The organism is Paenibacillus pectinilyticus, from assembly GCF_001700435.1.
GTDB classification, from domain to species: Bacteria; Bacillota; Bacilli; order Paenibacillales; family NBRC-103111; genus Paenibacillus_E; species Paenibacillus_E pectinilyticus.
On the sequence record NZ_LYPC01000028.1, the window covers coordinates 117,181 to 129,976 of the forward strand.

16 protein-coding genes are annotated in these 12,796 nt (G+C 47.8%); 4 read left to right on the plus strand and 12 right to left on the minus strand.

Going from position 1 to position 12,796, the window contains the following annotated elements; genetic code table 11:
• Positions 1 to 7: 7 nt before the first annotated feature.
• The 8 genes from A8709_RS28385 to A8709_RS28415 form a co-directional block, all read right to left on the minus strand.
• A complete protein-coding gene (locus tag A8709_RS28385) occupies positions 8 to 1,495 on the minus strand; it encodes a hypothetical protein (RefSeq protein WP_065857628.1) in 1,488 nt (495 codons plus the stop codon).
• Positions 1,496 to 1,500: 5 nt separating this feature from the next.
• Positions 1,501 to 1,653: a hypothetical protein gene (locus A8709_RS34785; RefSeq protein ID WP_167357197.1), complete on the minus strand. Its 153-nt coding sequence runs from the start codon at positions 1,651 to 1,653 to the stop codon at positions 1,501 to 1,503.
• Positions 1,654 to 1,676: 23 nt separating this feature from the next.
• Positions 1,677 to 2,069 carry a phage tail assembly chaperone gene (locus tag A8709_RS28390; protein WP_065857630.1) on the minus strand — a complete coding sequence of 131 codons (393 nt, stop codon included), beginning with the start codon at positions 2,067 to 2,069 and terminating at the stop codon, positions 1,677 to 1,679.
• A gap of 36 nt (positions 2,070 to 2,105) precedes the next feature.
• Complete coding sequence (locus tag A8709_RS28395) at positions 2,106 to 2,519, minus strand: phage tail tube protein (protein WP_208607761.1); 414 nt, start codon at positions 2,517 to 2,519, stop codon at positions 2,106 to 2,108.
• A 10-nt stretch (positions 2,520 to 2,529) separates the two neighbouring features.
• Positions 2,530 to 3,993, minus strand: coding sequence for a phage tail sheath subtilisin-like domain-containing protein (locus tag A8709_RS28400; RefSeq protein WP_065857635.1), 1,464 nt, complete (start codon positions 3,991 to 3,993; stop codon positions 2,530 to 2,532).
• Positions 3,993 to 4,214, minus strand: a complete 222-nt coding sequence (locus A8709_RS28405; RefSeq protein ID WP_065857637.1) for a YqzN/YkzM domain-containing protein — start codon at positions 4,212 to 4,214, stop codon at positions 3,993 to 3,995. Before A8709_RS28405 ends, A8709_RS28400 begins: the two co-directional genes overlap by 1 nt.
• Before the next feature lie 10 nt (positions 4,215 to 4,224).
• Positions 4,225 to 5,049, minus strand: coding sequence for a minor capsid protein (locus A8709_RS28410; RefSeq protein WP_065857639.1), 825 nt, complete (start codon positions 5,047 to 5,049; stop codon positions 4,225 to 4,227).
• 229 nt (positions 5,050 to 5,278) lie between these two features.
• Positions 5,279 to 5,704: an ArpU family phage packaging/lysis transcriptional regulator gene (locus A8709_RS28415; RefSeq protein ID WP_065857641.1), complete on the minus strand. Its 426-nt coding sequence runs from the start codon at positions 5,702 to 5,704 to the stop codon at positions 5,279 to 5,281.
• A gap of 165 nt (positions 5,705 to 5,869) precedes the next feature.
• Here A8709_RS28415 and A8709_RS28420 point away from each other — a divergent pair, with 165 nt between their 5' ends.
• The 3 genes from A8709_RS28420 to A8709_RS28430 all read left to right on the plus strand — a co-directional run bounded on the left by A8709_RS28420 (position 5,870) and on the right by A8709_RS28430 (position 7,367).
• Positions 5,870 to 6,274, plus strand: a complete 405-nt coding sequence (locus tag A8709_RS28420) for a helix-turn-helix domain-containing protein (RefSeq protein WP_065857643.1) — start codon at positions 5,870 to 5,872, stop codon at positions 6,272 to 6,274.
• A 110-nt stretch (positions 6,275 to 6,384) separates the two neighbouring features.
• Positions 6,385 to 6,999 carry an ImmA/IrrE family metallo-endopeptidase gene (locus A8709_RS28425; protein WP_065857645.1) on the plus strand — a complete coding sequence of 205 codons (615 nt, stop codon included), beginning with the start codon at positions 6,385 to 6,387 and terminating at the stop codon, positions 6,997 to 6,999.
• Positions 6,996 to 7,367 (plus strand): hypothetical protein, encoded by a 372-nt coding sequence (locus A8709_RS28430; RefSeq protein WP_065857647.1) that lies wholly within the window; start codon positions 6,996 to 6,998, stop codon positions 7,365 to 7,367. Before A8709_RS28425 ends, A8709_RS28430 begins: the two co-directional genes overlap by 4 nt.
• An 81-nt stretch (positions 7,368 to 7,448) precedes the next feature.
• Here A8709_RS28430 and ppnP read toward each other — a convergent pair whose 3' ends face one another.
• From ppnP to A8709_RS28450, 4 genes are all read right to left on the minus strand, one after another.
• Complete coding sequence (ppnP, locus tag A8709_RS28435) at positions 7,449 to 7,766, minus strand: pyrimidine/purine nucleoside phosphorylase (RefSeq protein ID WP_065857649.1); 318 nt, start codon at positions 7,764 to 7,766, stop codon at positions 7,449 to 7,451.
• Between the two features lie 77 nt (positions 7,767 to 7,843).
• Positions 7,844 to 9,865: a transketolase gene (tkt, locus tag A8709_RS28440; protein ID WP_065857651.1), complete on the minus strand. Its 2,022-nt coding sequence runs from the start codon at positions 9,863 to 9,865 to the stop codon at positions 7,844 to 7,846.
• Positions 9,866 to 10,051: 186 nt separating this feature from the next.
• Positions 10,052 to 10,951, minus strand: coding sequence for a formyltetrahydrofolate deformylase (gene purU, locus A8709_RS28445; protein WP_065857653.1), 900 nt, complete (start codon positions 10,949 to 10,951; stop codon positions 10,052 to 10,054).
• 44 nt (positions 10,952 to 10,995) lie between these two features.
• On the minus strand, positions 10,996 to 12,123 hold the full coding sequence (locus A8709_RS28450; RefSeq protein WP_065857655.1) for a deoxyribonuclease IV: 1,128 nt from the start codon (positions 12,121 to 12,123) through the stop codon (positions 10,996 to 10,998).
• Between the two features lie 122 nt (positions 12,124 to 12,245).
• Here A8709_RS28450 and A8709_RS28455 point away from each other — a divergent pair, with 122 nt between their 5' ends.
• Positions 12,246 to 12,674, plus strand: a complete 429-nt coding sequence (locus tag A8709_RS28455) for a DUF2621 domain-containing protein (RefSeq protein ID WP_065857656.1) — start codon at positions 12,246 to 12,248, stop codon at positions 12,672 to 12,674.
• Positions 12,675 to 12,796 lie beyond the last annotated feature (122 nt).

Genomic DNA, 12,796 nt, shown 5'->3' on the forward strand with positions numbered 1-12,796 from the left:
AGCTTCATTAAGCATACGCGCGACCTCCGTTCTCTGAGCGGTTTTGCATCGCCGCATTCATTTGCGACACAATTTGATGCCCGATCGTGAAAGCAAGCTTCTCCTTATCAACTTCCTCCTTGGGAAAATTGACCGCTACGCCATCCACTTTAACATCATAATTGTTCGGAGTGGCTGCTTGCGGTCCTGAGGAGCGTATTGCAGACACAGCTTGCGTGGGATCAAATGCCACAGAGTCGCGTCCCTCAGGTACAAGTGACGTTTTGGATGCTGTATCCTCAGGATTCTTCTTCCCAGAAAACCATTTGTTCGCAAAAAAGGAACCTACTTTATCCCCGAGCCAGCCTCCCACCATTCCACCTACTGCCGTTCCTAATCCTGGCAAAACGACTGAACCCAGCGCAGCACCGAGAGCAGCGCCGCCCGCACCTGCACCTGCTTGAACCGCCGCTCCCACTTTGTTCTCTGAAGTAAGTACATCCAGAGCTGCCATGCCAATGCCAAGCGGAGCTGCCACTCTGCCCGCTCCTTTCAGCAACTTGGAGCCACCTTTGAACAGTTTGGATTGTCGTCCCTTCGGTGAAGCTGGCGGATGTCCTTCGGGATGTCCGTTGGGGTGTCCCACCGGAGCGGTTCTGTCCAGCCCAGAATCACCGCTAGGACCAACATTAGGCCTCGTCCTATCCTTGGCCTGAGATTGGGCCTTATCTCCTGCCTGCGATTTGGTTTTTTCTCCTGCCTCTGATTTCGTTTTGGTCTTCTGATCTGTGCAGCACTTCGTACCTTTTCCTTGGCCCTTGCCTGTCCCAGAGAACAAACCCTTCAGAGATTTAATACTATCTATGATGGCTTTAATACTATTGGCAACCGATTTGAAGCTATCTGCAAAAGCTTTAAAGCTGGAATTCAAGCTTTTTGAGATCGACTTGATCCCCTCAGCGAAGGATTTACATCCCTCACCAATGCTTTTGATACCTTCACCGAACGCTTGGACCGCTTCGCCAAATAACTTCACAGCCTCACCTATTTTCAATAAGCGGTCAATCCATGTATCAATCGGGCTTTTCTTGGGCGGTAATGTCTGCACCGTAATCATAGAAACAGAAGCCGAAGCTGATGCCTTAGCTTCTGCTACCGATCCCCCGCCGCCCTGCGTGCTGACCGATAAGGTCCCGCCAAGGCCATTCAGCAATTGCCGCAGCTGTTTCGCTGCGCCAATCACCTGATCGTTGATGATTAGCTTCACATCGACCTTCGTGTGGCTCAAATCCGCCAGCTGCAACAGCAGCCGGTCAATCACAAAAGAAAAATAATCCCGCACAGCAATCGTCGGTCTCGCTGTCACTTGACTCAGCCTTGCGCCTGCTTCAGCTGCCTTGCCAAACAGCCCATCCAACCGCTGCACAGCTGAGCCAGTTCTCTCAACAGCCCTGCGCAATCCATCTTGCGCAGCTGTTACCCTAGCTAAATTGCCTGTCATCGCCATGTCATTCATGGCTCTCACCTCCTTGCGCGTTCATGCTCTCGCTGCAACACTTGTTCCTGCTCCAGCTCCAATTCCAAGCTGGCTAGTAGGAATAACTGTTCCCCGCGAGGCAGCTTCAAAAATGCTCCGGGGAGCAAATGATGACGCGTCCACATCGCATGGAGCATCGCCGGGAGCCCCCCGGAGGCAATTAGTTTTTTACTTCATCCAGCGTCGTATTAAATCCGCTCAGATCGAGCACTTCATCACCTAGCGCTGACAATTCGCCGGCAAGCAAAATTCGCTTGATCACTTCCTCGCCGGAGCTGGCTTGATACTTCGTTAGCAGCCGGGAGTCCCCCCAGTTGGGGGACACGGTAGCGGCAGCGATCAACGCGACGTTGAACTGCTCTTCATCAAGCCGATCCGTTTGGACGCCTCGACGGTCCGAGCGTTCCGTGCAGCGTTCACGCAGCGCAAACACCTGTTTACCCGTTAATCCGCGCAGAATAATGGGGACGCCAACCCGTGAAAGGGTTAACGTCTTTTCTGGCAATTGATCAGCTTCAAGCAATTTTTGCAAAATTTGTTCATCAGTCAACATTAGGATTGTCCTCCTTCAAAATGGTTAAAATCAGATCTAGATCGCCTCAATGGGGTCATTCAGTGTGTAGCCTTCGAACGTAAACGTAACTTCCTCTTTCACTTCTTCGCCAGCTGTCCAGTTCGCTAACTGAAGCTTGTCCAGCATCACATTGTTCAGCGTAATACGTTCAAAGCCATAAGCATCCGGATCATCTAATCTGGAAACAAGACTAAATTTATCGAATCCGCGGGCAATCATATCGCTTGTAACTTTGAAACCGCTTAGCGTGCCTGTTCCTTTCATGGCACCTTTCTTATGACGAACCCAAAGATCGCCCGCCAAATTGAGCTCTTTCTTTTGAATCTCAACATGTGCTTCCAAATGATTAAAATTCGTTTGCCATTTACCACCAATATATACACTTCCATATGTGCCTAAAATAACTCTACTCGCATCTAAACTCATCATTATGCCTCCCTTAATTTACGATAAATGTGCCGAAAATTTGTTCCATGACGTCCGTCAACTGTGCTTCCCACTTGATGTAAACTTGATCAGCTGCAGGTGTGAGTACGGATCCTTGACCATAATAGGCTGGGTTCAAATACACATCGAAGCCCTCATTTTCAATAACGCCTGCTTGAGCCAGTGCCTGCATATATTGCTTGGCAGCTTCAACGAGCGCGAGACGTCCCTCTTCCGTATTGTTGACTTTCCCGATGTAGCTATCTTCCGCTGTGCGCAGCAAATCGTTATTAATCGTGTCCATGACACGAATCGTACGGATCTTCTTCCAAGCTGCACTCTGGCCTTGGCGTAAAGAGACCAATGCGTTCATGCCGCGAAGCGCCTTCACCTTCTGACCGTCGTGAACCAGTAGGAACACGCCATTTTTCACAGCACTTTCTTGCTCGCTTCGCGTGGAGCGGCGCGTCACATCACTGAATGGTGCAACCGCGTACGTCGTCGATTCGCTTAGTTGCTGACCCGCAATGAGGCCTGCCACATACGCGGAAATTTGCGCTGAGCTGTAGCTCGTACCCGCTAAGATAGCTCCGGTTCCTACGTTCACGATAGCCTCGTGATTGTACGTCGCACTCCTCGCCGCAGCTCGGCTGATGGCATCGACCGCTGTATCGTCGGCAGCAGCACCGCCGAGTACAGCCACGATCCCCTTGCCCTCGCTGCGGAGTCGCATTGTCCAAGCGACGACCGACGCTTGAATGCTCGCATCCGAAATGCCATCTAGCGCCAGCGCATGGAAAACTTGTGTTTCCATTGCACTCAAGGCATTCACATAATCGGTTGCCACGATGCCGCTAATACCCGAGTTGCCTCCCGCAAGGGAGCTGCCGGACACTGCGGCCAGCGTGCCATTGCCTGGAGCAAGCACCGTTGCAGTCAACCAAATGTTGCTGGTATCTTGATTGATTGCATCGGCAGCAGCTTGAATTGTACTTCCCGAGAACGTAAATGTTCTCAGTACAGCTGTGCCTTCGAGCAGCTTGAGATCCTTTTTCGTGCTATCCACGGCATTCGTTTGTACGAGAACTGAGAAGTTGTTCCCTCGCGTTCCTTCATACTTCGCATCGAGCTTCAGCACATTCGCTGATGCCGAATCTTTCAGTGTTACAGTTGCTTTAGCCGCCGATGCATCAGCGATTCGGTAAGCCAGCACTTTCTTCGGCTTGCCAAGCAATGCCAGCTTCAACACAGACGGGGCTGTCGCCGCACCAGATTGGTCATTGCTGAAAGCATCGTAGATGCCCTGTTCACTCGTAATTTCCACAAACTGCCGCACAGTTCCCCAATTCGCCTTCACTGGGATAACTACTGTACCTTGACTACCCGGCTCAATCGCACTTAACGCAGCCGCCTCAAAATTCATATAAAAACCCGGCAATACCGGACGATCCGTCTTACTCCAAGTTCCACCCGCCATTATTCCTGCACCTTCCTTTGTAAAAAGTTTTGAATGTTTTGTTTCATTTCAGCAATCGTGAAAGCTGTTTCTGCCTTCCCATGCAGTGCCCCAATGAGCACTTCTGGAGGGTAAGCGAACAACTCTTGTGAATGGTTAATTAATTCTTCTTTTGCATAACTTACAGCTTCAGCTGCTTTTTCTTCTACTTGATCCTTCGTTAGGCTTGTACCCTGTTTCAAAAAAATCACCTCAGTTTTGAATTTGTGTTTCTGTGTGCATAGCTGCCATTAGAGGGAACGTTCCTTGCGGTGCCGTAACTGCTCCTGTTACCGTAACTGTCAGTAAGCCTGTAGATAAATCGCCTGATCGCATCGCGACATTCGAATTAACAACCGTTATCCACCTGCCATAAGCGTCTACTACCGGCAGCTTAACTTGTTCAGCCAACCCTGCTAATAATGTTCGAGCAGCTAATTGATACTCGCTTGCTGACCTCGCAGCAATTTGCCCAACATAATGTTTGGTAAGCTTAGCCGTTCCTTTGGATGTTGACGCACTCTGCAAGCTCATACACTGCCACGAAACGGCTGGTCGGCATGTGCCATTGAATCCCCGATATACCCGCCATGGCGGTCCGAGAGCAGTTTCCGTGAATTGGGACAAGCCATCTAACCATGACTCTGCAACAGATTGAACTTGCCTTATAATCAATGCACATTTCATGAGGAATCTGCCGTTCGCATCCTGATCTTGCAGAGCGGGCAGCGACGTAATTTGCACCGTGTACCTGTTGCCCTCGACCTCGATCACACCCTCATCCGGTTCAAGCAGCTTCGTAATGGCCCGCCATATTCGTTCATATGCACCTGCCGAGGTCGCGCTTCTGACTTGTAAGCTTAGCTTGCGCCAGCTATCCGGCCCATCGAGTTTGAACTCTGCACTGCCACCTATGTGACCCAACCAGATGGCTTCATCTACCGTTGGCGCTAGGTTATCAAGGAAGAGGTCTGTTCCGATAACCCCCTCAGCTTGCGACTGCAGATACAAAGCCAGTTGATCTCCCAAGTTCATCATTCACTTCTGTCACCTCCTTTCGTAAAATGTTTTGAAATTCAAAACATTTTTTCTTTTCAAAACATCTTCTTCACTCCTTCACACGTCCCATTCCATCTTGCTAAGATCGAACCTTGCGGAACGGTTTTATGTGCTTCCTGTTTAGCAAGATCACCTCCCTTACTTGGCTACACAACGATCTTAACACGCCCTAAATGAGTCAGACTGCCAACCTACGGCCACCTTTCGGTCACCCTTCTAGCACCTTCACTTCCAGCCGCAGCATGTACGCTAGCTTTTCGATCGCTCGCCCCTTTTTCCGACGATAGGTACGCTCACTCAAATGAAACTCATGAAAAAGCAAAAAATCGAATGTCTTGTCCCTTTTTAAATACCGTTCCCGTATAATTTCCTGCTCTTGCTCATCTAACCGAGATATCGCTTGCTCGACTTCACCGCACATGCCTAACAAATATTGCTCTGAACCCACCTGATAGGGAGCTGCCTGCTCTGACACTTGAAACAACTTATTCATATTCGAAATAGCTTCATTTTCTTTCCGCAAATACCCCATTGCTCGATACATTCGAACGGCTTCAAGCACGCTTTCCACCCTTTTACGTGTTGCCCGGCGATCGATCTGTTCTTGCTCTATGTTAAAAATAAGTTCTGCCATCCCTCAATCATCTCCTAAAATATGTCGTTTTGAAATTCTAAACACATCATACGTCCTCTCGTTTAAAATTTCAACACAAAATGTTTTGAAAACCAAAACTTTTTCATGATCTGCTCTTGTTTTTTGCACCACTCACCATTTACAATAGAAACAGGTGATCAAACGATGAAAGATATGGTGCAATTCGGCATCCGAATCCGGCAACTGCGGAAGATGAACAATTTTTCCCTCAGAGAACTAGGCGAACGGTCTGGTGTTAGTTATTCGTTTATTAACTCCATCGAAAATAACCGCTTTAATCCCTCACGGGATACGGTTATCTCCTTAGCTGATGCACTTCGTATCGCTGAGAAGGACGAGCTCCTTTTGCTTGCCGGATTTGCTCCGACAGAAGAAGAGTCGCTCGACAGGCTTCCTGGAGCAGGTCTTGATGAAGTCGATGATCCTGATGTCAGCTTATTTTTTAAAGATTTCAAGAGCGCGCCCAAAGAGCGCCGCGATGAGATGCTCCGTTTCTGGCATTTCATCAAAGACCAGCAGCAGTCCCGAACACCTGACAGTGAGCAGTAACGAAGGTATTCGATGAACAACAATACTCATAAAGCCAAGCCCACGTGGGCTTTTCTTTAGCCAAAATAACCGAACATACATTCTTAAAATGAGGTGTATTCCCTATTAACATGTTCACTCATTACCAGGCAACCCCCCTTGAACAGTGGGTAGAAGCTCTATATCTTCAACATGATATCGCCTCGCCAGCTCAGCTCAGCATGACGAACTTGGCCGCTAAACTACATATTTGGATTTATACGATGGATATGAACAGCATGGCTATCGAAAAAAATGGTTTATTCAGCATCAATGTTGACCGTCGTTTATCCGCCAAAGAGCAATGGGAAGACTTCCTACATGAGCTTTGTCATGTATTACGCCATTCCGGCAACCAGATGGTTATGCCTGATCGCTATGTCGATTGGCAAGAGCAGGATGCCTCCGCCTTTCAGCTCTACGCGGCGATGCCTGTGTCTATGCTGAAGAAATTATCGCTGCCCGAGCAGAAGAATGAAATGGTCACTTTTCTTGCTGAAGAATTTCAGGTAACCTATCGACTAGCCAGCGAACGGATCGAACAAATTCAGCGACGCGTCCTGCAAGGGATTCTGGATCATGAATACCAACAATTCACACAACGTCAAATAAACACATACAATCCAGCCAACTGGTCGGACGCGACCCGCGCCATCATGGACAAGCTGGAGCATTTAAAGCGAAAAGGGGAATTGGCCAAATCGTGAAATTAGCCGTCTTTTATGATTTCCATGAAGAGGGCATCCACCCCTTCCTCATGGCACTGCGGTTTCGGCCCCATGAACTAGACTTTAGCAAGTCCACTCTTTACATTCCGATTCATGCTCCTTTCCAGCAGCTCCAATCCACAGAAATCCTTGATACAGAAGCAGGAATAACCGTCCTGCTTGAGGATCTCATCATCAATCCTGCACATCCTGCTTCGATTGGCATCAGCCTCTCTCACATAAAGCAACGACATATTCAGCTACGCCATGATCTCCCTACGATTCAACAATTATGGATTCGCATGACCGACATCGAAGAAGTGCTGCAGATGGACATCCGCTCCTTTTATAGCTGGGTATCCAAATGAAAAAAACCATACATCCACTGAACTTTATGTCCAAGTAGATGTATGGTTTTTGTATTTCATGAGTTCGAATTACTCGCGGTATTACTCAGCGATATACGAACAAATATAGTCGCTCACGGTTTTCACTTCAAGCTTGAATTTCGCGTTCGCTGGCACGGTGAATTCACCTTGGCCGCTGATTGTGATCCACTCGCTGCTGCCTGGCAGCAGTACGTTGAGTTCACCAGCTTGGATTTCCATAATTTCTTTGGTATCTGTTCCGAATTCATATTCACCTGGAAGCAAGATGCCAAGTGTTTTCTTCGTGCCGTCTGCGAATTGCACAGTGCGGCTCGTTACTTTTCCATCGAAATAAACATTGGCTTTCGTCAGTACGGTTACATTTTCAAAGCTGGACATGGTTAATATTTCCCCCTCTAAAATGACTACGAATAAGAGCAAGCCGAGGCCCAGACGAGCTGAACCCCTGCATGTTTTTAGCCTAACAAAGCTTTCACGCGTGCTGCAACATTCTCTGGTGAGAAGCCGTATTCTTTCAGAACACGATCCCCTGGCGCGGATGCTCCAAATGTGGAGATACCAAGGATTGAACCCTCATCGCCTGTGTAACGCTCCCAACCAAGTGGGTACGCCATCTCAACAGCAAGACGCTTCTTCACGCCTGGTAGGATAACGGAATCTTTGTATTCTTTGGATTGTTTCTCGAACAACTCCAAGCTTGGCAGGCTGACAACGCGAACGTTGATACCTTCGGCTTGCAGCAATTTTTGAGCCGCGACAGCCAGTTGAACTTCAGAACCTGTTGCCAAGATTTGCGCATCTGGTTGGCCATTTGCAGCGTCGGATACAACGTATCCACCTTTGCTTAGGTTCGCTTTTGCTCCTTCAACCGTACCTGGAAGAATAGGCAAGTTTTGACGTGTCAAGACTAGCGCTACTGGTCCTTTGGCTTCGGAAATTGCATAACGCCAAGCTTCAGATGTTTCATTACCATCAGCAGGACGGATCACAGTGATGCCTGGAATAACGCGAAGTGCCGGTAATTGCTCGATCGGCTCATGCGTCGGTCCATCTTCACCAACTGCGATACTATCATGTGTTAGCACGTAGATCACAGGAAGCTGCATAAGCGCGGCAAGACGGATGGAAGCACGCAAGTAGTCGGAGAATACGAAGAAAGTAGCTCCGTACACTTTAACACCACCATGAAGTGCCATACCGTTCATCGCTGTACCCATACCGAACTCACGAACACCGAACCACAAGTTGCGGCCAGCATAGTTGCTTGCGCTGTAGTTGGACTCGCCTTTGATCATCGTATTGTTCGAGCTTGCTAGATCCGCAGATCCACCGATTAGTTGCGGCAATTTGCCTGCAACGGCATTGATTGCATTACCAGAAGCAGCACGTGTAGCTAGCGGCTTGTCTTCTGTGCTGTAAGTTGGAAGATCAGCATCCCAACCAGCCGGTAGTTCACCATTCACAGCTGCGTTGAATTGGTTGCCAAGCTCTGGGTACGCTTTAGTGTACTCATTCAACAATTGGGTCCAAGCTGCTTCAGCTGCTGTACCTTCTTTTTGAATTTCGGCATAGTGCGCACGAACTTCGTCCGGTACTAAGAAGTCCGGCTCTTCCGGCCAGCCGTAAGCTTGCTTCGTCAATTTCACTTCGCTGCCGCCAAGTGGTGAACCGTGCGGTCCAACGTGACCACCTTTACCACCTTTGTTCGGGGAACCGAAACCGATTGTCGTTTTCACTTCAATCAACGTAGGACGCGTTGTATCAGCTTTCGCTTCTGCAATCGCTTTGGAGATGGCTGCAAGGTCATTTTGCTCTTCTACGCGCAATACTTGCCAGCCGTAAGCTTCGAAACGTGCTTGCACGTTTTCAGAGAACGCCATATTCAATTCGCCATCAAGCGAGATATCGTTGGAATCGTACATCATAATCAATTTGCCCAATTTCAAGTGAGCTGCAAGGGAAACCGCTTCAGAGGAAACGCCCTCCATCATATCACCATCGCCGCAAATTGCGAACGTGTAGTGATCGATAACTGGGAAGTTCTCTTTGTTGTAAGTCTCTCTCAAATGAGCTTCAGCCATCGCCATACCTACAGCCATACCCACACCTTGTCCAAGTGGACCCGTCGTAGCATCAACACCAGCTGTGTGACCGTACTCTGGGTGACCAGGTGTTTTACTTCCCCATTGGCGGAAGTTCTTAATTTCTTCCATTGGCAAATCATAGCCACATAGGTGAAGCAAGCTATATAGAAGCATTGAGCCGTGTCCAGCAGATAGAACGAAACGGTCACGGTTGACCCATTTAGGATTCGAAGGATTGTGTTTCATGTGCTGCTTCCACAGAACGTAAGCCATTGGTGCAGCTCCCATTACCATACCTGGGTGGCCTGAGTTTGCTTTCTCAACGGCATCAATACCCAACGTACGGATCGTGTCGACAGCTAGTTGTTCGATTGTTTTATTTGTAACAGTCATTCGAAAATTCCCTCCATCATTTCTGTTTTTTCGTTAATATTCGACTTGTACATACAAGTGACTTTTCTCGCTTGCATTATTGTACCATTTGCTTTAAGGCTTTGCCACAATAACCCGCTAAAACGTTATACTTCTCACCTATATATAAATAGGCTGCACCCATAACTGGATACAACCTGCTTAACATTAGTTAAAAACAACCGTTTTATTATTATGAACGATAATGCGATCCTCTACGTGCCAAGAAACCGCTCGTGCGAGTACAATTCGTTCAATATGACGACCGATTCTTTTCAAATCTTCAACATTATCCCGGTGGCTTACGCGCTGTACGTCCTGCTCAATAATCGGCCCGCCATCCAGCTCTTCTGTCACGTAATGCGCAGTAGCACCAATGATTTTCACACCACGATTATGCGCTTGGGCGTACGGCTTACCACCAACAAACGCAGGTAAGAACGAGTGGTGAATATTAATGATCCGATTCGCATAATGCTTGATGAACGAAGGGGAAACGATCTGCATGTAACGAGCAAGCACGATGGCATCTACGCCGTCACCAATAACCTCAAGCTGACGCTGTTCCGCTTCGGCTTTGGTAGCCGCGGTAACCGGAATATGGTGGAACGGGATGTCAAAAGGCTCAACCAGTGAACGCATATCATTATGGTTAGAGATTACCATCGCAATATCTGCGTTGAGATCACCTGCACGCCAATGCCACAGCAGTTCCAGCAACGCATGGTCTTCCTTCGACACGAAGATGGCGATACGTTTCTTCTGACTAGCCAGCGAAAGGCTCCAGTCCATGGTGAATTTCTCAGCAACCACGGCGAAATCTGATCTTAGCTTGTCCACGCGGCTCGCTAATTCTGTTAAATCAAACTCGATGCGGATGAAAAACATCCCGCCCTCTGGATCCATCGTGTACTGATCCGATTGGACAATATTCGCACCATATTCGAATAAAAACTGTGATACCGCCGCTACAATGCCTGGTTGATCCGGGCAAGAAATCAGCATTCTTGCTCTATTCATCAATTCGCTCTCCCGGCGAAGTGAACTACTCGTGCTTCCCGCTTCCATGTTTATCCCCCTAGCTATTTCTGTGCTTCTGTTTGATGAGAAGACTAAGCTTTCTTCAAAATATCATTGCCTGCAAGCCAAACAATCAGACGTTGGTTGATTTGTTCTTCGCTTAGACCCGCGAAAAGCTGTTCTTCGTGAAGAATGTCATACAAGCGCTCCAACGGCTCGCGTCCGTCTGCTTTCTTCGCTTTGGCATCATTTTTGAGCAATTCCCATGTCTTCACAACGAAATCGCGGTAGTGAATATCTTTTTTGTTCATCAAAAAGTCAATTCGCTCCACATGATCCAGGAATTCGCCGCCAAAACGGCCACTTAAGTTACCAGACAGCAACGCAATCTCCGCTTCGTACATCGGGCGCTGTGTTTTGTCTTCTTTGCCAATCCAAGGCGTCTCCAAAATCATCGGCAAATGCTGAAGCTTCTCGTGATTCGCAAGATTGTTCATCGCTTCAAAGCCAATCCAACCTGAACCTAGTGGTGCATGACGATCCTTGCCTGCTCCGCGCGGATTCTTACTGTCATTCAAATGGATGACGCCGAGTTTCTCCAGCCCAATCGTACGATCGAAATGATGAAGTACGCCATCCAAATCATTCACGATATCATAACCAGCATCATGAATATGGCAAGTGTCCATACACACGGTCAACTTATTGTTGAACTCCACGCGCTCCATAATTTCCGCGATTTCCTCGAAACTGCGACCGATTTCCGTCCCTTTACCAGCCATCGTTTCCAAGGCAATATTCACGTTCGTATCTTTGACACCGGCAAGAACTTCATTCAAACCATCAGCAATCCGGGCAATCCCGTAGTCTGCATCCTTGTCAGTATATGCACCAGGATGAAGCACGATATTGCGTACGCCAATGTAATCCGTTCGGCGAATTTCTTCTTGCAAGAAGCGAACAGCGAGTTCAAACGTATCTTCCTTATAAGAACCCAAGTTGATAATGTAAGGAGCATGCACGACGATTTCATTCATCGCATGCTTGTCCATCACAGCCTTGCCCTCTTCAATGTATTGCTCTTCAATCGGCTTGCGACGCGTATTTTGCGGTGCGCCTGTGTATATCATAAACGTTGATGATCCGTAGGAAACGGCTTCTTCTGCTGCATTCAGTAGGCCTTTATCTGAAAACGAAACGTGTGAACCAATTTTGGGCATCGTCCATAACTCCTTTATTAGTAGCTTCTACCCTCCTATTTTACCCGTATTGTCGCAAGAAATCTAGAAATAAGGTATAATTCTTACATCATAATGAATCGAATAAGTGAGGTGACAAATAAATGGCAAATGATTTCTTCATGTGGTTCATCATTTTCTGGGTATGTGTCTTGCTTTTCTTCATGTCCGTGGGCGGATACTTCATGTTTCGCAAGTTTATCAAGGTCCTTCCCAAAGAGGACGGCAAATCGAAACTCGATTGGCAGAATCACTACGTAGACAGCTCCAGGCATCTATGGACAGCCGATTCCAAAGCTTTTTTGGATCAATTAGTTTCACCTGTACCGACGGCATTCCGGGATATTGCTAAGCATTCCATTGCTGCAAGGATTGGACAAGTCGCATTAGAGGCCAATGCCGAGGAAGTGACGAGAGCGCATTGCATCGAGGGGTATATTCTTGCGACACCGAAGCGCGATTACCGGAGTTTGACGAGCTTTCTGGAAAAGCAGGAGATTGATTATAGTGCGTATCGGCATTTGTTGAGTTAAGTAGCACGTCCGCCAGGTTTTGGCGGGCTTTTTTTATTCAATATGTAAATATTTGTAAATTTTAAAATAAAAAAATAGCCTCCCTCGCCTACTGAGTAGACAAGGGAAACACTTCAGCCTCA